The organism is Capnocytophaga sp. oral taxon 903 (genome assembly GCF_013394785.1).
In the GTDB taxonomy this organism is placed as follows: Bacteria; Bacteroidota; Bacteroidia; order Flavobacteriales; family Flavobacteriaceae; genus Capnocytophaga; species Capnocytophaga ochracea.
Genome location: NZ_JABXYW010000002.1, coordinates 1 through 20,814 on the forward strand (window position 1 = coordinate 1; position 20,814 = coordinate 20,814).

General features: G+C 36.6%; 22 protein-coding genes, 1 tRNA gene and 2 pseudogenes. 1 reads left to right on the plus strand and 24 read right to left on the minus strand.

The genetic code is table 11. The annotated features are described in order from the left end of the window. Positions 1–129 precede the first annotated feature (129 nt). Positions 130–1,239, minus strand: coding sequence for an alanine racemase (alr, locus tag HW279_RS00030; protein WP_178957496.1), 1,110 nt, complete (start codon positions 1,237–1,239; stop codon positions 130–132). Then, positions 1,236–2,002, minus strand: a pseudogene (locus HW279_RS00035) (enoyl-CoA hydratase/isomerase family protein). Before HW279_RS00035 ends, alr begins: the two are co-directional and overlap by 4 nt. 89 nt (positions 2,003–2,091) lie before the next feature. Here HW279_RS00035 and HW279_RS00040 point away from each other — a divergent pair. Continuing rightward, positions 2,092–2,165 (plus strand) — tRNA-Ala (locus HW279_RS00040). Between the two features lie 83 nt (positions 2,166–2,248). Here the strand turns inward: HW279_RS00040 and HW279_RS10895 are convergent. From HW279_RS10895 to HW279_RS10850, 22 genes and pseudogenes are all read right to left on the minus strand, one after another. After that, positions 2,249–2,377 carry a hypothetical protein gene (locus HW279_RS10895; protein ID WP_255495735.1) on the minus strand — a complete coding sequence of 43 codons (129 nt, stop codon included), beginning with the start codon at positions 2,375–2,377 and terminating at the stop codon, positions 2,249–2,251. A gap of 150 nt (positions 2,378–2,527) precedes the next feature. Next, entirely contained in the window at positions 2,528–3,841 is a 1,314-nt protein-coding gene (gene nqrF / locus HW279_RS00045) for an NADH:ubiquinone reductase (Na(+)-transporting) subunit F (protein WP_009410222.1), read from the minus strand. Next, the gene (gene nqrE, locus HW279_RS00050) at positions 3,825–4,568 is read right to left on the minus strand and encodes an NADH:ubiquinone reductase (Na(+)-transporting) subunit E (RefSeq protein WP_009410221.1); all 744 of its coding nucleotides are present in this window, start codon (positions 4,566–4,568) and stop codon (positions 3,825–3,827) included. Before nqrE ends, nqrF begins: the two co-directional genes overlap by 17 nt. Positions 4,569–4,588: 20 nt before the next feature. Then, positions 4,589–5,236, minus strand: a complete 648-nt coding sequence (locus HW279_RS00055; protein WP_009410220.1) for an NADH:ubiquinone reductase (Na(+)-transporting) subunit D — start codon at positions 5,234–5,236, stop codon at positions 4,589–4,591. Positions 5,237–5,242: 6 nt separating this feature from the next. Beyond that, entirely contained in the window at positions 5,243–5,980 is a 738-nt protein-coding gene (locus HW279_RS00060; RefSeq protein WP_009420361.1) for a Na(+)-translocating NADH-quinone reductase subunit C, read from the minus strand. Between the two features lie 3 nt (positions 5,981–5,983). Beyond that, positions 5,984–7,213, minus strand: a complete 1,230-nt coding sequence (locus tag HW279_RS00065) for an NADH:ubiquinone reductase (Na(+)-transporting) subunit B (RefSeq protein ID WP_178957497.1) — start codon at positions 7,211–7,213, stop codon at positions 5,984–5,986. Then, entirely contained in the window at positions 7,210–7,734 is a 525-nt protein-coding gene (locus tag HW279_RS00070; RefSeq protein ID WP_009410217.1) for a ClbS/DfsB family four-helix bundle protein, read from the minus strand. The genes HW279_RS00065 and HW279_RS00070 overlap by 4 nt, the downstream gene beginning before the upstream one ends. Positions 7,735–7,739: 5 nt before the next feature. Further along, positions 7,740–8,615, minus strand: coding sequence for a hypothetical protein (locus HW279_RS00075; protein WP_178957498.1), 876 nt, complete (start codon positions 8,613–8,615; stop codon positions 7,740–7,742). A 40-nt stretch (positions 8,616–8,655) separates the two neighbouring features. Beyond that, a complete protein-coding gene (locus HW279_RS00080; RefSeq protein WP_178957499.1) occupies positions 8,656–10,011 on the minus strand; it encodes a Na(+)-translocating NADH-quinone reductase subunit A in 1,356 nt (451 codons plus the stop codon). A gap of 362 nt (positions 10,012–10,373) precedes the next feature. Continuing rightward, positions 10,374–10,607 (minus strand): hypothetical protein, encoded by a 234-nt coding sequence (locus HW279_RS00085; RefSeq protein ID WP_178957500.1) that lies wholly within the window; start codon positions 10,605–10,607, stop codon positions 10,374–10,376. Positions 10,608–10,830: 223 nt separating this feature from the next. Next, a complete protein-coding gene (locus HW279_RS00090; protein ID WP_255495736.1) occupies positions 10,831–11,361 on the minus strand; it encodes a hypothetical protein in 531 nt (176 codons plus the stop codon). Continuing rightward, entirely contained in the window at positions 11,348–11,761 is a 414-nt protein-coding gene (locus HW279_RS00095; RefSeq protein ID WP_178957501.1) for a hypothetical protein, read from the minus strand. Before HW279_RS00095 ends, HW279_RS00090 begins: the two co-directional genes overlap by 14 nt. Positions 11,762–11,781: 20 nt before the next feature. After that, positions 11,782–12,153, minus strand: a complete 372-nt coding sequence (locus tag HW279_RS00100; protein WP_178957502.1) for a hypothetical protein — start codon at positions 12,151–12,153, stop codon at positions 11,782–11,784. 2 nt (positions 12,154–12,155) lie between these two features. Further along, a pseudogene (locus HW279_RS00105) lies at positions 12,156–13,291 on the minus strand (RHS repeat domain-containing protein); the annotation flags it as partial. Positions 13,292–13,293: 2 nt separating this feature from the next. Then, complete coding sequence (locus HW279_RS00110; RefSeq protein ID WP_255495739.1) at positions 13,294–13,803, minus strand: hypothetical protein; 510 nt, start codon at positions 13,801–13,803, stop codon at positions 13,294–13,296. Then, positions 13,772–14,020, minus strand: a complete 249-nt coding sequence (locus HW279_RS00115; protein WP_178957503.1) for a hypothetical protein — start codon at positions 14,018–14,020, stop codon at positions 13,772–13,774. Before HW279_RS00115 ends, HW279_RS00110 begins: the two co-directional genes overlap by 32 nt. 11 nt (positions 14,021–14,031) lie before the next feature. Continuing rightward, complete coding sequence (locus HW279_RS00120; protein WP_178957504.1) at positions 14,032–14,484, minus strand: hypothetical protein; 453 nt, start codon at positions 14,482–14,484, stop codon at positions 14,032–14,034. Continuing rightward, positions 14,481–15,083: a hypothetical protein gene (locus HW279_RS10905; RefSeq protein WP_255495740.1), complete on the minus strand. Its 603-nt coding sequence runs from the start codon at positions 15,081–15,083 to the stop codon at positions 14,481–14,483. Before HW279_RS10905 ends, HW279_RS00120 begins: the two co-directional genes overlap by 4 nt. A 58-nt stretch (positions 15,084–15,141) precedes the next feature. Beyond that, positions 15,142–15,531, minus strand: a complete 390-nt coding sequence (locus HW279_RS00130; protein ID WP_178957505.1) for a hypothetical protein — start codon at positions 15,529–15,531, stop codon at positions 15,142–15,144. Positions 15,532–15,672: 141 nt separating this feature from the next. Beyond that, a complete protein-coding gene (locus tag HW279_RS00135) occupies positions 15,673–16,071 on the minus strand; it encodes a hypothetical protein (protein WP_178957506.1) in 399 nt (132 codons plus the stop codon). Between the two features lie 150 nt (positions 16,072–16,221). After that, a complete protein-coding gene (locus HW279_RS00140) occupies positions 16,222–16,644 on the minus strand; it encodes a hypothetical protein (RefSeq protein WP_178957507.1) in 423 nt (140 codons plus the stop codon). Beyond that, a complete protein-coding gene (locus HW279_RS10850; RefSeq protein ID WP_218975862.1) occupies positions 16,638–20,645 on the minus strand; it encodes a polymorphic toxin type 23 domain-containing protein in 4,008 nt (1,335 codons plus the stop codon). Before HW279_RS10850 ends, HW279_RS00140 begins: the two co-directional genes overlap by 7 nt. Positions 20,646–20,814 lie beyond the last annotated feature (169 nt).

The window sequence follows — 20,814 nt, forward strand, 5'->3', positions numbered from 1 at the left end:
CTCGAACCAGTGACCTTCGGGTTATGAGCCCGACGAGCTACCTACTGCTCTATCCCGCGATTTCTGGGTGCAAAAGTACAACCTTTTTTTTATATACCAAAATTTTTTAGGTATTATTTTTTACACTTTTCACTCTTCTATATATACTCTCTTGATTCTGTGCGCCATAGAGGTAATAAGTTCATACGAAATTGTCCCTGCCGATTCAGCTAATGTCTCAGCTGTATGGTCTTTATCAAATACAATTACCTCTCCTCCCTCTTCACAAGGGATATTAGTAACGTCTACCAATATCATATCCATACACACATTACCTATAATAGGCGCCTTCTTCCCATTGATAAATACAAAGCCTTTCCCCTTACCGTAAATACGGTTGATTCCATCAGCGTGACCTACTGGTATAGTGGCTGTTTTAGTAATATGGTCAGCAATGTAACCTCGATTATAGCCTAAACTATCACCTACTTGCAAAGTGTGTATTTGTGAGATAACACTTTTGAGAGTCATAATAGGCGTAAGATATTGTTGTAGCTGAGCGTCATTGGCAAAGCCGTACATTCCTATACCACAACGCACCATATCAAACTGAGCGTGGGCATAATTCAGTATACCTGAAGTATTACACTGGTGGTAAATTACTTTATGAGAGAAAGTTTTATTTATCTTTTCTTGAAAAGCAATAAAAGTCTTAATCTGATTTTCAGTAAACTCTTTCTCATTCATATCCTCTGAAGCCGCTAAATGAGAATAAGCCGTTTTCACTGTCACCGTAGTATTATTTTTTAACAAAGCAAGCTCTTGGTCTATTTCATTTAAATCAAATCCCAAGCGATTAAGCCCTGTGTTACATTTAAGATGCACAGGATATTTTACCAAATGGTGTTTCTCAGCATACTCCAAAAATAGCTTTGTAATACGCTGTGAATATAATGTCGGTTCTAATTTATATTTTACAATATCATCAAAATTAATAGGTTGTGGGTGTAACACCAATATAGGAAGTGTAATACCTGCTTCTCTCAAAGCTTTACCTTCGGAAGTGTAGGCAACTGCAAAGTAATTCGCCAATCCTTTCTTTTCCAAATGTAAAGCTATAGGCACCGAATTATTCCCATAAGAGAAAGCTTTTACCACTCCCAAAAACAAAGTTGTGGGTTTGAGTCGGCTTTTTAAGTAAAGAACGTTTTTTTCTAAGGCGGTAAGGTTGATTTGTAAAACGGTTTCTTCTGTTTTCATTTATTCTTCAATTTTTCTAACATTAATCTTGTTTGCTCTGAAAGTACTAATTTTCCTGAAATAGCTGCATTATTTATGAGCTCTTGTTCCCAATGCTCAGTGTGTTGCCAAGTGATGCGTTTCATTTCTGACAAAGCTACTGGGTTGGATTTCAGAAGCGTATCTATAAAATGGTCTATCGCTTCGTCCATATCTTTTGTATTTTCGAACACGCGAGCAATCAACCCTTTCTGTTGAGCCCAATAAGCACTTTTCCATTGGTCAGGAGCCATAAAAAGCTCGTTGAGCGTTGCTTGTCCAGCTTTACGTAAGATTGCAGGAGCAATCACAAAAGGACCTATGCCCAGTGAAAGTTCCGATAGCTTGATACTCGCTGTTTCGGTAGCAAACACATAGTCTAAGGTAGCGAGTAAGCCCACTCCTCCGCCAACAGCCTTGCCTTGAGCGCGCCCAATAATAAGTTTTTTACAGCGACGCATCGCCAAAAAAGATGCGCAAAGCCCTCAAAGAATCGTTTCCCTTCTTCTTCGTTGGTAACAGCTAAAAGCTCGTCAAAAGAAGCTCCTGCACAAAAAGCTCTATCACCTTCACTTTTGAGAAGTATAATGCTCACTTCTTCATTTTCAGAAAGCGCATCAATTTCTTTAGTAAGTCTGTTTAGCAACTCCAAAGGAAAGGAATTCGCATTAGGATGTCCAAAAGTAGTAACAGCCAGTTTTTTATCTATTTTCGTATACAACGAACCTTGCAATCTATCAGTCATTGTTATTATAAATTTATGGCAAAAGTATAACTTTTTTCGCAAATAGGTTTGGTAATTAGAAAAAATATTTTACCTTTGCGCTTGCAAACGGGGATGTAGCTCAGTTGGCTAGAGCGTTTGGCTGGCAGCCAAAAGGTCGTGGGTTCGAGCCCCATCTTCTCCACAAGCAAAAAAGATGATTAAAAGTAGAACTTTTAATCATCTTTTCTTTGTTTATTCTTCTTCTGTCTGCGAAGCTCACTCTGTTTATCTTTCGTCATTCCTTCGTTCATTGTTCATTTGCCCGTGTGGCTCGCACCGTCTTTTGTTCGTCTTTTGTTCGTCTTTTGTTCGTCTTTTGTTCGTCTTTTCTCTATCTGCCCGTGCGGCTCGCACCGTCTTTTATATAAGTTTTCTATAAGCTAAGCATACCTTATTCTGGCATTATTGACATTATCGACGTTATTAGTTTTTTCTCTCATTTCCTTATCAATACAAAAATCCGACTTATCGCTAAGTCGGATTTTTGTATAATGTAGGTAGTTATTAACCACCAAAGTCGTCGAAACGAATGTTTTCATCAGGCATACCAAAGTCTTGTCCCATTTTCTGAACGGCTTTGTTCATCATTGGAGGACCGCAGAAGTACAATTCTATATCTTCTGGAGCTTCGTGTTTGCTCAAATACTGTTCAATTACAGCGTTGTGAACAAATCCTAAGAAGCCATCGCCTTCAGGATCATTAATATCTTTCTTCACTTTCCAGTTGTCTTCAGGTAGTGGTTCAGAAAGTACAATAAAGAATCTAAAGTTAGGAAACTCGCGCTCCAATTCACGGAAATGTTCTACATAGAACAACTCGCGTTTTGAACGACCTCCGTACCAATAAGTAACTTTCCTATTAGTTTTTAAGGTTTTAAAAAGGTGATACAAGTGCGAACGCATAGGCGCCATACCAGCTCCTCCTCCTACATATAACATCTCAGCGTTAGAATCATTGATGAAGAACTCGCCATAAGGTCCTGAGATGGTTACCTTGTCACCTGGTTTACGTGAGAAGATATAAGAAGAAGCTACCCCAGGATTTACGTCCATCCATCCTCCTTTAGCTCTATCAAAAGGAGGCGTAGCGATACGCACATTCAACATTATACGGCGTCCCTCTGCTGGATAGGAAGCCATAGAGTAAGCACGCTCTGCCGGTTCTGGATTCTTCATTACAAGAGGCCATAACTTAAACTTATCCCACTCCATTCTGAACTTATCAGGCTCTCCTGGGTGTTCTTTAGGGTGTGCAGTGATGTCAATATCGGAATATTTCACTTCACAAGCAGGAATTTCAATCTGAATGTATCCTCCTGGTTTGTAGTCCATATCCTCTGGGAGTTCTACCACAAACTCTTTAATAAACGAAGCCACATTATAGTTGCTCACTACAGTAGCTTCCCATTTCTTGATACCAAACACTTGTTCTGGTACGCCTATTTGCATATCTTGTTTTACTTTCACTTGGCAAGCTAAACGCATACCTTCTTTGAGTTCCTTCTTTGTAAAGTGAGGCGTTTCTGTAGGAAGAGCCTCTCCTCCTCCCTCATACACGTGGCATTTACATTGTAAACAAGACCCCTTACCACCACAAGCTGATGGCAAGAAAATCTTCTCGTTACCCAAAGTAGAAAGCAATGAACCGCCGATAGGCACTTCAATTACTTTGTCTTTATTAATTGTAATTTTCACAGGTCCCGATGGGGTTAGTTTCTGTTTTACGTAAAGCAAAATAGCTACTAACAGCAGGATTATTACCAATAATCCTATTACCGTTACCGTAATAGTTGTTAATATTTCACTTGCTAATATCATTGCTTAAATCTTTTGTGTTATGAGCTAATTTATCAGTTTTAACTTCTTGTTGGATAGTAGTCTCTTGTTTAGGAGCTTCTTTAGCTTCCTTTTTGCTGCTACCACCTGTAAGCATACCTCCAAAACTCATAAAGCCGATAGCCATAAGCCCTGTAGTGATAAAGGTGATACCCAAGCCACGCAAGGGTGCAGGTACGTGTGAATAACGTATTTTCTCACGGATAGCTGCCAACGCTAAGATAGCGATAGCCCATCCCAATCCTGAACTGAACCCGTAGGCTACTGAAAGACCAAAAGAGTGAATAGTTTCCTCACGTGATTGCATAAAGAGTGACCCTCCCAAGATAGCACAGTTTACGGCTATCAAAGGCAAGAAAATACCCAACGAGTTATATAACGATGGAGAAAACTTCTCTACAATAATCTCTACCAACTGCACCATCGTAGCTACAGTGGCAATGAACAAGATATAGGTAAGGAAGCTCAAATCATAATTAGCATACTCTGGACCTAACCAAGCTAAAGCACCTTCTTTGAGGATATACTGGTTCAACAAGTAGTTCATAGGTACGGTAAGAGTCTGTACAAAAATAACAGCAGCTCCTAAGCCTATGGCAGTAGATACTTTTTTAGATACAGCCAAGTACGAACACATACCTAAGAAGGTAGCGAAAATCATATTCTCTACGAATACCGATTTAAAAATCAGTGTTAAATATTCTAACATTTTGTTTTCTTTTTAAATGATTAATGACTGTCTTCTATCAAAGCTTTATTACGTGAACGTTGTACCCACACTACTATACCGTAAGTTACTAATGCCATAGGCGCTAACAACATAAAACCGTTGTTTTCATAGCCCCAAGCATATACACCTGTTTTCTTAATAGGGTCTCCTAATACTTGGAAACCGAGCAAAGTGCCTGAACCTAATAGTTCACGGAAGAAGGCGACGATAAGCAAAGCGATAGAATAACCACCTGCATTACCAATAGCATCTAAGAACGATTTTCCTGGAGGATTTCCTAAGGCAAACGCCTCAAAGCGTCCCATCAAAATACAGTTAGTGATGATAAGCCCTACATATACCGATAGCTGTTTGCTAAGGTCGTACACATAGGCTTTCAGCACAAAGTCCACCACGATTACCAAAGCAGCTGCTACAATTAGCTGGGCGATGATACGGATTTTAGGTGGTATTACATTTCTAAGTAAAGAAATGGTTACGTTACCCATTACAAGTACAAAGGTAAAAGAAAGACTCATTACAATAGCGGCTCTCAATTGCGCTGTAATCGCTAAAGCTGAACAAATTCCTAATACTTGTACCGTTACGGGGTTGTTATCCCATAGAGGGTCGGTTACTAATTTTGTATCTTTTTTTGATAGTCCCATAGTCTCTTATTTGTTTAAACTTTTAATATAGGATATATAAGGCTCTATGCCATCGCGTATCATTGCTTGCACTCCATTACCAGTAAGGGTAGCACCTGCAATAGCATCTATTTTTCCATCTTCTTTACGTTTGTTTTCAGGGTCACCATTGCTTTTTGAAATTTGAATGCTTTGGAAATTACCAGCAGCATCTAAGAGGTGTTCCCCAATAAAGTCGTCCATAAAGAAACGTTCTTTGATATTAGCTCCCAAACCAGCAGTTTCTCCCTTGTGGTCAAAGAAAACGCCACGTACGATAAGGTCTTTATCTACGGCTATATATCCCCAAATAGCATCCCACAAACCACGTCCGTTTACGGGAATGATGTAGAGGGTAGTTCCATCTTTTTCACCTACATAAAGAGGCAAACCTTCGCGATGACCGTTAAAGTTGATAAGGTCGTTAGCACCTTCTACTTTTTCAGCGGTATTCCCTTTGATAAGGTATTGTTCTTTCACATAGTTAGGGAACTCTTTTTCAGCATCAGTTGTAGAAAGAAACTCTACTTTACCACCTCCGAGCTCACCTTGGTTGTGATTTACACCCATAGCATAGAGGATGTTCTGTTTCTTTTCTAACTTTTTATTGTTACTGATATCGCTGCTCAATGCTGACGAAATACCAGCGAGCAAAGCTCCTACGATTACCACCATTATAATGGCGAAAATCACTGTATACGAATTACTTTCTGTTTTTACTGCCATAATTTATGCGGTTTTAGTAACTGTTTTTAAACGTTTTTTACGACGAGATACATTAGCTTGTACTACGAAGTGGTCGATAGTAGGAGCCAATACGTTCATTAATAGGATAGCGAGCATTACCCCTTCAGGATAAGCAGGGTTGAAGCAACGGATAGCAATAGCAATGAAACCTGCTAAAAACCCGTAGATATACTTACCAGTATTCGTTTGTGCTGCTGTAACTGGGTCGGTAGCCATAAATACAGCTCCGAAAGCCAAACCTCCAATGAGCAAGTGTTGATAAGCTGGTACACTCCAAATAGTGTAGAACTGAGTACCTACCATACTTGGTGCTAAAGCATTGAAGATAGCGCCCATTACCCAAGCTCCTATAAACATACTAACCATCACACGCCAAGAAGCAATTTTAGTATAGATGAGGAATAAACCTGCTAAGAGGATAATGATAGTAGAAGTTTCACCTACTGAACCTGGGATAAACCCGAAAAGAAGGTCAGAATCGGTGTAGTGAATAGGGTGTCCTTGTGCCAAGTTACCCAAGATGGTTTCGCCTGAAACCGCATCTAAGTTTGCTCCAGAAGCAATTTCTTTAGAACGATCTAATACACCTGTTACCCATACTTTATCCCCTGTCATTGAAGTAGGATAAGCAAAGAATAAGAAGGCGCGAATGGTAAGTGCAGGGTTTAAGATATTCATACCTGTACCCCCGAATACCTCTTTACCGATGATTACTCCAAAAGCTACTGCTACAGCAAGCATCCAAAGAGGAATATCTACTGGAACGATAAGTGGCACCAACATACCGGTTACCAAGTATCCTTCCTCTACTTCGTGACCACGAATGGTAGCAAAGATAAACTCAATGCCCAACCCTACTACGTACGACACTACTACAAGAGGAAGTACTTTTATAAAACCAATACTAAAGTTTGTCCAATTCCAAAAATCTCCACTACAAAAAGCTAAGCCTTCAGCGGGGTGTGTTAAGTGACCAAAAGCCACTTCGTGCTGGTAACCTGTATTGAAAATACCAAAAATCAAACAAGGAATCAGTGCTAAAACCACCATAGTCATTGTTCGTTTTAAGTCGTCAACAGCCTTAATATGGGTACCTCCGTGGGTTACCTCATTAGGCGTATAGAGGAAAGTGTGGAGCGCGTTGAAAGTCGTCTCCATCTTCGTTCCTTTATACTTTTCTTTTAATGTATTTAATTTACTTTTTAAACTCATTTTCTTGATGATAAGTAATTATTCTTTTTTATTGATTTACGAATTAGTTTTAAAGCCCAATCGTAATGACTTGATGTTGCCGAAACTAAATAAGAACCTAACGAAGTCGTCTTTGTCCAAGGATATCTTTTCTTTGTAAAAAGTTCCTCATCAGTATGACTTTCTATAATATGAAAAACCTTACTATGTGAATCTTTAAACAGAGAAAACATTTTAGAAAACGGTACCTTTTGGCAACTCTTCCATATCTCTCGATTTAATTTAGGAGTGTCTTTCATAGTATAACCCTCTTTGGGTATTTTAGGTTTACCTCCTTTCATTCCTTCCTCATACCAAGATAAAAAAAGCAAATGCCAATGATATAAATGCCCGAGTACATCTCGGAGATTTCGATTCATTGTTCCCTTAGGAAACTCCTTTTCTCGTTTGTCTTCGGGAATAGTATCAATCAAAGAAATCAATTCATTGTAATTTCTTTCTGCTGATACTACAAGCCCTAATTTAGATTGCGGACGTGCCATAATGTTTAGATTTTACTTTTCAATAAGTCATAAACAGTTTTATCAATACTGAGATATTTTATAAAATCTTCGGTATCAAACTCTATCTTATCTTTCTTATTCTTTTTTGCTGTAGCGTTAGAAACTGAAAGATAATACTCATTAGCCGAGGTATACAAAGTAAAAACACTATGGTTAGTTCCTTTATCACCTCTTTGAATAACTGTAGAAAGTTGTTCCCAATTACCTTGTTCTGCTTGTTGTTTAAAGTCACTTACATTTTCTATATAAGAAAAAGCAGGTAATTCTTCTTCTTTAAACCACTCATCTGCAAGCTCGTTAAAAGGCTCTTTAGCTCTACCTACAGAGGCAACTATTCCCATAATCACAATTACTAAGAATTCAATTATCCAAATAATAGTAAGGAAAACTCCACTCACAGTATTCCCTTTTATAGCCCACGTCCCTTCTTCATTAATAAGTCCTATCAATCCAAAAAGGTCTGATGGATGCCCTAATAAGTACAGCAATTGTTCAATTTGCACATTACTTACGGCTACACCTATTTGCTTATTACCATACACTTCACTCGTATTAATAGCCAAATCAGCCCATACTACCCATTGAAGATAATAAGCAACAAGTGATGCTATGAGAGCAAACAAAATAGCTAAGCCATAATTACGTACTTTACCCAATCTAACTACTAAATAACCAACAGTAATGGCTATAGCAAAACCAAAACCAAATGTTACTAAGAAGTTAAGATATATAATTGGAATATACCATATTAAGTACGCATAGATGGTTGCTAATATAGGCAATGCTACTGTACATACTAATATGAAATACACAAATGATATAGGTGAAAACTTCCCTGAAGGTTTGTAATAATTAGACATATTTCAATTATTTAAAACTGTTTACTTACTTTTATATGAATTAACCTAATTCCGCCATCATTAAATCAAGTCCATCTCTGATAATTTGCTGATGTGGTTGTTTAGATACACATACAAATTCAGTAAGTGCAAAATCTTCTGGTGCTACTTCGTAAGCTCCTAAGTTTTCCAACTCGTCCAAATCCTTATACAAGCAGGCTTTGAGGAGTTGCATCGGATAAATATCCAACGGGAAAACCTCTTCGTACATACCTGTTACCACAAAAGCGCGTTGTTCACCATTGGTATTGGTATTGAGGTCGTACTTTTTCTTAGGGTTCAACCACGAGAAAGTAAGCGAACGTGTAAGCGAAATCTTGTTGGCTACTGGTTTTGCCCAACCGAACAAATCATAGTCATTTCCTTCCGGAATTGCTGTAATTTGGTCGTCGTAAAAACCTAAGAAGCCTGTTTCACTCACCTTAGTACCAGTAAGCACATCACCGCTGATAATACGAGTAGCAACCACGTCCTTTACTTGGTTACTTACTACCCCACTTATCTGAGCGCCAGCAAGGGCTGTAACGTAGTGAGGCTTCTCAATGCGTGAACCTGTAAGAGCTACTGTACGAGTGAGGTTTACTTTACCTGTTAAGAAAAGTTCTCCTATCACCACCAAGTCTTGAGGCGTTACTACCCATACCACTTCACCTTTGTTTATCGGACTGATTTGGGCAATTTGTGTGCTAACGTTCCCTGCTGGGTGAGGTCCTGACACATCGTGCACCACTATGCCCTTAAGGTTACGGAAAGGCGACAACGAGCTGTCTTTGAAAACAGACACGTGTATTTTCCCTGTGGTGAGTTTAGCTAAGGCAGTAAGAGCAGTTTGTAGTGCTTGCTCTTTTCCTTTGAGCACATAGTCGTAATCAGGAGCGAGCGGATTGGTTTTGCAAGCCGACACAAAGATAGCCTTAGGCTTCCCGTCGGGATTGGCAATCACGTCATAAGGGCGTTGTTTGATAAAAGGCCAGCAACCTGATGAAAGGAGGTGTGCCTTGATGTCTTCGCCCTGCATCTCTTCTACGTCTTTCTTCCCATAGTCTTTGAAGGTTTGTTCTTGACTGGGCGCAATGTGTATTTCCAACACTTTACGACGCTCACCTCGTACAATCTCCTTAATGGTACCACTTACCGGAGAAGGGAACAAAATACGCTCATCACTCTTTGAAAAGAATAGTGCTTCACCTGCTTTCACTTCATTACCCTCGCGCAGTAACAGCTTAGGAATAACACCATGAAAATCAATGGGTTTAATACCATACAAAGAGGTAAGCGGAAGCTGTTGTGTAGTCTTATCAGCTTCGCCTTCCAAGTGTATGTCTAACCCTTTTCGAATGCGGATGTCGTTTGACATATCTAAATAATATTAGTTAGTTTTATTAAATTAGGTGCAAATATACAAATTTATTTTTGATATAAAATAATCTACTCCTTTTTTTTAACTCAATATATCAAATTTACGTATAATATCTTTCTATTTCACAGCTAAAAAATAGTCCCTTATTTCATCTATAAACTTTTAAAATTCAATATTTAAACTACTATTCTTTACCTTTCTCTCTCCTAAAATCTTTATTCATAAAAAATACCCCTAAAAGTATCTAAACTTTTAGGGGTATTATATCTTTTTGATTAGTTATATAGCCGTTTGGCTTTCTCTACTTCTGCATTGCCGTAATAGCAGTGCAAACGTTCGCCAAAGGCGTTGTACAACCCTTACCTCCCATATTTAGGGTACATCTTCATTCGTGACATTTCAGGAGTAGGGGGATAAGGAACTATAAAATTTAAACGTACACAATCTTCATAACTTAAGTCATAACGCTTTAGTATTTTATAATCTCTACGCACCTCTTCCCAGCTATATTTATTTAAAGTATCTGAACTAAAAATAAATATAGAAAGGGTATCTTTAGGTAATTTCTTTAAAATTTCACCCCATTGAACCATACTTGTTTCGTAATGAGTTTTATTTAGTTTAGCCTCCTTTAATCTTTATATTTGTCTGTGGAAGTAGTGTATCAGGATAATATGTTTCTCCATCGGCAAAATAAATATTAATTGTTTTATCAGTGTTATTATGAATTTCTAAGTCATAAAATTTGTCGCATTGTAAATAGGTTAAAGATAATATTAGTGTAATTATTTTTTTCATAACATATTTCTCTATAAATTATTTTTTTCTTTTTCTTGGATATTTATTATCATCCCAAATTACTCTATTTCCATAATGTTTTCTAAAATACCTTTCAGCGTTTTTATTAGCATTCATCTCATACCAATCCTCTTTATGAGTTGAACTATTAGCCGTAGCGAGACTTGGTATCCCTACATTTATTAGATAGGTCAATCCCATTCTTTGGCTATCAATATAGTGTCCGTATTCGTGCATAAATAAGGGGTGAGTTAACACATATTCCGTAAAATCACCTTCTATTTTACCATTAATTCTCATTTTTATAAAACTTCCTATTGTAATTCCATAATCACTTCCTTCACTTTCTTCGTTAATAGAAAAAGTAGTGCCTCCTAAGTATTCTACTCTATCCACTTCGTTACTCATATTCATAAACTGAGAATAATTAGTGCCTATAGAAGTTTGTGGGTGCTCCCAAGTATGCCTGCTAATATCTTGTAAAAGCCCTCCCATAAAAGTTCGGTTTTCATCTATGTAGAAATTACCTAAATTTCTAATTGCCATCATATACTATTTGCCAGTTCATATCTCGAATATCTCTTAAACTTAGGACATATTTTCTATCATAAATATTATTCTGACTTAATTCCTGCCAAGAATATCGCTCAATAGTAGAAGCTTTCCAAATAAAAATCACATATTTATAATTTTTATTTAAGAAGTCACTCTGACGAATTTTTGTGCTATTCTCTGTATGATTAGGTCTCAAGTAGTTGTTCTTATAAACAGAAGCAAAATTTACTACATTTAATTCCTTATCTGTAGCCCTTATTTGTAGGTATATTCCTTCGGAAAAATTATTAACAATTAAAAGTTTTCCTAATACTTCTTTATCTATAGTATTTTCTACACACTCTATAAACAACAAAAGAATTAACCCAATTGAAAAAATTTTTTTTATAAACATTTTTTAATTTTAAGATTTTTCTATTCATACACAATTATCCAATTCATCTTGCGAAAGTCGTCTAGTGTCAAACTATATTTCTTATCATAGATATTATTTTGCTGTATTTCTTTCCAAGAGTAACGTTTTATAGTAGATTCCTTCCATATAAAAAATATAAATCTACAATTCTTTTCATCTTCATATACAGACACTTTATCTCCTCTAGATTTACTTTCTATAAATAATTCAGGATATAAATAAATTGAAGATGTTAAATATTCAGTATTACTTCCTTGAAAATATATCCGTTCAGAAGAATTATTAAATATGTAAAACTCTCCTAATTTATCATTCTTAAAGGGACAACCTAAAAATAGTATACATATAATTATTAACAATGTCTTTTCCATATCTAAAATACTAATTTTAATACTGTACTAATTACAATAGGGGTTAAAATAGGAACTGCTACATCCCAACCGGTAAAACGAGCTCCATCAATAGGATTCCCTTTACGTCCTTGGTAAGAAGATCCTAATCTTGGATTTATGTAGGGAGACCATTTTCCATTCACAAAAGATTCCTTATCAAAAAAGTCAGAACTTCCTTTCTTATATCCTTTTGCGCCAGAGCCATATAATCTATCAAAATGCTCTGCTCCCATTTTGCTGGCTTGTACCTCAAACCAACGTGTACTATGATCTGAACCTCCTATTTTTTGAGTACTTGCTAAACTTGTGGTGGCTATAATAGGCAAATATAAAGCACCAAAATATTGACTTTGTATATAATGTCCATATTCGTGCACAAATAAATGGTCTTTCCAATCAGCTTTAAAATTATCCGGTCCAAAAATATAGTTTCCAATAGTAAATGCTCTCCCTTCTGAATTTACGCCACTCAACGCTACAGCACCATCTAAATGAGTAACATTATCAACAAATCCCCAACGGTTAAGTTCTTGTCCTAAGAAGTTACCTGCAAGCGTATTTACAGCTCCCCAAGTCCACTTGTTCAATATCTGCCCAAAATCACCTGTAAACATACCTTTGTCTATTTCCCACGCTCTTTCCGTTTTTTCATAACTATAATGATGAAAATTAACTCCGTGAGTAAAAACATTTTCAACTGTTTCCCACATATGCGTAAAGATAGTTCCTAATAGAAACTCCCCATTCTCATCCACATACACCAGTGGGTTGTTCAAGCAATACCCATACCTATTAAAGTTTTGGGTATTAAAAGGGTCTTGTACATAGTTATCGGGTTGTAAGAAATGGTGTAACGCAGGGTCGTACAACCGTCCGTTCATATGGATAAGTCCTACCGTTTGTAGGTGTTCGTGTCCTGTAAAGCCACGGTCAACAGAGTGAGTTTGTCTAAGGTGTTGCCTGCGCTGTCTTCTACTTTTATGGGTTGTCCCCAAGCATCAAAGTGTCTTCTTTCAGCTATATTGCCGTCCTCATCGGTGAGCATTACTATAGAGCCTAAATAATCTCTATATAAGTAATAGAGTTTTTGGGTTTCACTATTTGAGATGAGTATAGCTTTTACCTCTCATATTTAGGATACATTTTCATTCGTGACATTGCAGGGGTAGGAGGATAATACACCTTATAATTCAAAAGTTCTAAATCTTGAATACTTAAATCATAACGTTTTAGTATTTTATAATCTCTACGCACCTCTTCCCAACTATATTTATTTAAAGTATCTGAACTAAAAATAAATATAGATAAGGTATCTTTAGGTAGCTCTTTAAAAATATCTCTCCATTTTCTCCGGCTATCTGTAGAAAAATATTTTTGAGGATCAATTCTTCTATTATATATATTACTATTAGGCAATAATGTATCTGGATAGAATGAGCCATATTTTCCTCCTGCTGTGATGTAATATGCTATATATTGATTATTAGTTTTATTATAAATATAAAGAGGATAAATAGTATCCATTGCAAGCTCACATCCTAAAAATAGAAGAACATAAGTCAAAATTAGTTTTTTAATATTATTTTTCTGTATCATTTTATCTTTTATATCTTGGATAATCTCTTTCATTCCAAATCACTCTATTTCCATAGTGCTTATTAAAATACCTTTCTACATTTTTATTAGCATTCATTTCATACCATCTAAAACTATGTGTATCTACTCCCTTCGGTTCTCCATCTATTTCTTCCGAAGTTCCCGCACTGATAAGACTTGGTAATCCTATATTTATTAGATAGGTCAATCCCATTCTTTGGCTATCAATATAGTGTCCGTATTCGTGCATACCTACCTGTTTTACTTCCCATATTTAGGGTACATCTTCATTTGTGACATTGCACGAGTAGGGGGATAAGGAACTATAAAATTTAAACGTACACAATCTTCATAACTTAAGTCATAACGTTTTAGTATTTTATAATCTCTCCGTACCTCTTCCCAGCTATATTTATTTAAGGTATCAGTACTAAAAATAAAAATTGATAAAGTATCTTTAGGGAGAAACTCTATTTCTTCTTTCCAATCAGCAGAAGCAAAATTAGTTGACTGGTTAAATTTTAATACTCTATGATTTTTCAATAAAGTAATTGATGTATCTGGATATACAAAATCAAAATCTCTTCTTGCTGGATAAATACTTATTGCACAATTGCTTTGATTTTTGATATACAAAGGATCTATTCTATCCATATAAGGCCACTCACAACTAAAGAGTAACAAAAATATAAATATAATATATACTGTTCTCATATTTTTTTCTTTTTAGGTTTTTTAGTTGGATATTTATCAAAAGGAGGTTCATATAAACTCCAATTTACTCTATTTCCATAATGTTTATTGAAATATTTATTAGCATTTTTATTAGCATTCATCTCATACCATCTATAGTTATGCTTATAAATTCCATCTTCTTTTTCATCACTCATTGCACTAAAAATACTTGGTATCCCTACATTTATTAGATAGGTCAACCCCATTCTTTGACTATCTATATAATGTCCGTATTCGTGCATAAATAAGGGGTGAGTTAGCACATATTCCGTAAAATCACCTTCTATTTTACCATTAATGTTTATATTTATAAAGTTTCCTATAGAAACTCCTTTTTCTTCTCCTTCTTTTTCAATAATACGAATGTTTTTGGGTTTTGTACCACATAAAGAAGTCGTATATAAGTAAACTACTTCTGATTTATACAATGCCATTGTATCTATTTTGCTATAATCAGTATTTTCAGGTAAAGGTCTTATTTTTCGTCTTGGTAAGCCATATTCACTTGTCTTCCCTATATACCAACAAGCAGTAGTAGAAAGAAATAAAATTAATAATATGATGATTTTTCTTACCATGATGTAAAAGGATTATAAGTTCTGTACTGATAAAAAGGTTTCCAATTTTGTATAAAAACTATTGTTGATTGTATTTTGCATTGATAGGAGTTAACCTTATACTCTTTTCGCACTCATTATTATTCCTAAAATAAAGAATACCATTATATTCTTCTAAAAGAATTTCTTTTGTTTTTCCTCCTCCTTGCGGAAATTTTATATACACATTTAAGATTAATCTCCCTTTCTGTACATAATAGTTTCCTCTACGATATTTTTTAGGAATATTCTTATACTTCCCATTATTGTCCAAGAAAAGGTATTGAATTGTCCCTGAAGAAGAGAATTTACAAAAAACACGATCGTACCCTGTTTTTATATAATTTATATTATAGATTTGAGTTGTATCTATCACTGAAAATATGTTTTCATTGATAACTATGTCATTACAATTTTTATCATAATTCATATTGTAATACCAACTCATCTTACAAGAAAAGAACCCTGCTAAAATAAACAAAAAAAATAATATGTATACTCTTCTTTTTACCATGATGTAAAAGGATTATAAGTTCTGTACTGATAAAAGGCTTCCTATTTTGGTGAAAAACTATTGTTGATTATATTTTGCAGTGATAGGAGTTAACCTTATACTCTTTTCGCACTCATCTTCATACCTAAAATATAGAACTCCATCACACACAGCTGTAAGGATTTTCTTCGTTCTTATTCCTCCTTGTGGGTATTTTACAAATGTTTTCAAGATTAAAAATCTATTTCCTATATAATAACTCCCTCTTTCATACTTTTTAGGAGTATTTTTATACCTATTTTCATTATCTAAGAAAAGAAATTGAATTTTTCCTGTGGAAGAAAATTTACAAAAACCACTATTATAACCAGTATTTAAATGCTCAATATTATAAATTTGAGTAGTATCTATCAAAGAAAAAATATTTTCTGTAATGATTATATCATTACAATTTTTATATCTACTTCTATTCATCATTTGGCAAGAAAAAGTATTTGCCAATACTGAGACGAAAAATAATATATAGAAAACCTTTCTTACCATGATCTAAATCCATTTCGTGTCCTATGCTGAAAATAACCTTTCCACTCCCAAGATTGCGTTTTAAATCCATTGTTGTAAATAAATCTATCTTATATATCGTGCCTCTTTTACATATTTATCATAGCTACCTCTTCCTTGTGCACTTGGTAAAGTGTGACTTAAAATTGTATCTCCTCTAATAGTTAATTCTTTTCTTGACCAAAAATTCCCTTGTGGGTGTTTATAGAAAATTTTCATTCTACATTGCCGCTTATTAATACAATATTTGCCTTCTGCCTTATCTTTGTGAGATAGATTATAAAGTAATACAACTCTACCTTCCTTATAAAATTTTAATGCAATTATATTTGAGCTTATATTATCAGTCTGTACGTAAATAGCTGTAGTGTCTATTATATGATATGTAGATTCATCACAACAATTTTTACCATAATTATTATGACCATCAAAAACAGAACAACTGTATATAGTTATCACAAATAAGCTATAAATTATCTTTTTTACCATGATGTAAACCCATTTTGTGTTCTATATTGGAAATAGTTATCCCATTTCCAAGAACAGTTTGTAAACCCAGCGTCTTTTATTATTCCGTGTATTGCCCTATCTTGTATAGCGTGCCTTACCTTTTCACTATTTACTCCTATATGATAATTACCATAGCCCAATGTTAAACTTCCTAATCTATATGATTCTCCTGTTTCAACAACAAATCCTCGTGGATATTTTCGTCCAAAAGAAGTCTTCCCCTCAACCCTAGGAAAATGCCCATTACTATCTGATAATCCGTGATCCTTTTCATATTGTAAATCTCTATATCCTGTAAACAAATTAAATCCAGCAGAAAATTCTCCAACAGATACATTCAAAGCTGCAGTTCTATAACTATCTCCTCGATCTCCTAATCTGAGATGTTTAATCCCTGCTCCCCCATCATTTTCATACATCATTCTAAAATCCCCACTTCTAAATCCTATCATCCCTGTTCTTTGTGAAAAATCACCTGACCAAGCATTAGTGCCTAAACTAACTCCGGTAGTACCATCATCCCAAGAGGCCATTATAGAATTGCGTACTTCTATAGCATTTTTGCCAAACCCATAATAATTATTATATGCCATTATTCCTACTCCTGCTGAAAAGCCCCAATTACCATCGTTATAGCCTACTGCAAAATTTGCTCCTATACCCGAAGCGTTGCCAAAAGCTACAGCCATAGATAAACTTATATTCCAATCTCCTATAGGAAAACTAACACTTGGTAACATTGAAGAGGCTGCTCCTGTAGCTATACCATTGGCAATAGATTCAGCCGTCAGCACTGCTGTTGATCCTAAAGCTCCCGTAATAGCACCTCCTACAGCACCTCCTAAAACCGATAGACCAAAATCTTTCCAAGACCAAGAATTATGAAAAGCAGCACTCATAGCATAACTAGAAGCACCTATAATAGCTCCAATAACAACAGCAGCCCAAAAGAACTCCCCATTCTCATCCACATACACCAGCGGGTTATTCAAGCAGTACCCATATCTATTAAAATTCTGGGTATTAAAAGGGTCTTGTACGTAGTTATCGGGTTGTAAGAAACGGTGTAGTGCAGGGTCGTACAACCGCCCGTTCATATGTATCAAGCCTACGGTTTGCAGGTGTTCGTGCCCTGTAAAGCCTCTATCTAATAGGGTGAGTTTGTCTAAGGAATTGCCTGCGCCGTCTTCTACTTTTATAGGTTGTCCCCAAGGGTCAAAATGGCGTCTTTCAGCTATATTGCCGTTCTCATCAGTGAGCATTACAATGCTTCCGAGATAGTCGCGGTGTAAGTAATAGAGTTTTTGGGCTTCACCATCCGAAATGAGTATCGCAGGGGCACTATAGGCATCACCGCCTAAGTAAAATACAAACTTGGTGCTGTTATCGGTCTTGTTACATACTATCTCTACACTACCGTCGTGGCTGTAGTGTTTTAGCATTGGGCGTTTGGCTTTTTCTACTTCGGCATTGCCATAATAGCAGTGTGAACGTTCGCCAAAAGCGTTATATTCATAGCTTATTCGCTCTTTATCCTTTACGTATATCTGCTCTGGGGCTTTGAAAGCGTTATACCTTACAGTGGGTAGCGGGTATTTTTCTAAATAGGTTTCGCCTGCTTCGTTGGTGGTGAGCTTTTGCTGTTGGTAGCCATTGCGCGTATATTCGTAGGTGCCCATCGCGCTATTTTCGGTAATGCGACCGCGTTCGTCGTATTGGTGGGTGGCATTGCCCCAGCGGGTGAGGCGGTCGGTGGGGTCATACGCAAATTCTTCCTTTTGGTTATAAAAACTATAAGTGCGATGATTCAGCAGTCCTCTTTGCGTATTAAAATCGTATTGCAATACATTTAGCGGAGTATCTTCCCGTTGTACAGTTTGCATTTTAGGGAAATGACTGTTGTACTGCAAATGCTCTTGGGTCTTCCCTTTGTAAAGGCTCAGCGGTTGTCCGTATTCGTTGCTTGCGCTCAGTTTCCAGAGGGTTGCTCCGCTTGGTGTTTTCATTTCTACCAAATCCCCATTCTCATAGCGGTATTGCACGGCACTGCTCACACGTTTGCCTGCCGTTTGGGCGGTAGTGGTTTCTTGTTGCACACGTCCAAAGCTGTCGTACGTGTAGTTTTTAGTAAATACCGCTTGGGGGTTGGTTTCGGTAGTTTGAACCAATTGTTTGAGTCCGTTATACTCATAGCGGTAACTGTCGTTATTGCCGTCTTTATTTTGGTTGTCTATTTGGGTAAGCAGTTTGTCAGCGTTATAGGTGTAGCGTATGCGCATATCGGTATACTCACCCGTAATATGTTTTTCACTCAGCCGGTCGGTACCTTGTGCATAGCTAAAGGTGGTCTTACCCTTAGGGGTCGTCTCTTCAGTGAGGTTGCCCCACGTGTCATATTGATAGGTGTAGCGCCCTGCTGAGGGGTCAGTGAGACTTGTTTTGCGTCCCCAGCCGTCTTGGGTTATCTTTTGTATGGCACCTCCATAGTCGGCTGTTTTTAGGCTACCGTTGGCAAAGTAGGTATAGCGCACAGTACCCCCCGTATCTTGGTGTTCTATAATATTACCTTGGGCATCGCGAGTGCTTATCACTTGTTGCTGTCCGTCATCAACGGTTGTTTTGAGTTTATCGTAGGTAAAGCGGGTTATTTTACCTTCGGGACTCGTAATAGTGGTAGGTCGCCCATACACATCGTATTCTGTCCTCTTCACCTTTTGAAAAGCACCTCCTGCAAGGTGAGGTGTGCTTACAGCTACTTGTTGCCCTATACCGTCGTACTCGTAGCTAACCGCATAGTGGTTGTTAAAAGCATCGTTACTTTCTTTTTCTAACAACCAGCCTAAAGTATTATAGCTCTCTGCACTGTAAGCGCCTTCTTCGTTTTCGGTAATGTTCTTAAAAATACCTCCGTCAAAGCTATAGCGCATCGTGGTTTTCTTGCCTAAGAAATTCGTGGTTTGGGTAGGTCTGCCCCAAAGGTCATAGGCATAAAGAGTACTTTGTCCCAGTGGTGTCGTTTCGCTTTCCAGCAGACCTCTATCGTTATAGCTAAACTTGGTTACCTGTCCTTCGTGATCGGTATGAGCCGTTACAAAACGGTGGCTTGGGTCATAGGTATAGCGTTCGGTGCGTTGTTGTCCGTCTTCAGCGGTGGCAGTTTGTTCAGTTACGTTGCCGTACTCGTCATAACCATAAGAAGTAGTGCGCCAACCCGTACCATTACCTTTGGTTTTATGGGTAGTGAGCAAGCCTTTGTCATAAGCAAAAGTTTCAGCGGTGCTAAAACTATCGCCTGCCAAGGTGGTGGTCGTCTCTTTCTGTTGAGGTAAGCCTGAAAAATACGGACTCTCACTCTTTGGCAAATAGCTTATGTGTGTACTTTGGCTATAGCCGTCCGTTTGGGTGCGTTGTTCCGTGAGGTTACCGTCCGCATCATAACTAAAATTATTGGTAGTGGTCAGTCCCGAAAGTTTATCTTCGGTAGTCTGCTGGGTAAGTTGTAGTTTAAAGACCTTGTTAGGACTGAGGGCATCAGTATATTGGTAGGTAGTTGTTTGGATATTATTACTATCTTTATCAGTAATAAAATCTCTACTTTCTTTGATATATTCTCTCAATATAGCCCCTCTTAAATGAGGATTCATTTCTTTATATGAAAAAAGTATTCTTTCAGCATCTTTATTAATCCAGTCTGTACTTTTTATTTCAGAAAATCCTAAAAACCCTAATCCCCCAAGATGAGTTATTGCATTAGAGTAACTAAAATATCGTTCTGTCTTTTTTACAATTCCTCTTCGTTCCAATTTAGAAACTAAATTTACAGAGCGCATATTAGTAATAGCTAAGAATGGATAAGTCTCACTTTCTTTTTTAGTTATATAAACAGAAGGTAAGTATTGGTCGTTAAGAAAAGAAGATGCAATAGGTTGATAAGAAATAACCTCTTTTATTCCTCCTTTATGAATTTTTCTTAATAACATATCTTCTCTATTATTTTCTTGTAACTGAAATGTTTCTATTCTATTAGTTGAAAATAAAGAGATATCCATTACTCTATTACGCTCATCTATATTTGAAAATATAAGATAACTATGTCTACTTTCCCCTAATTGTTTTGTCTGACTTTTATCAAAATAGAAATGTTGTTTG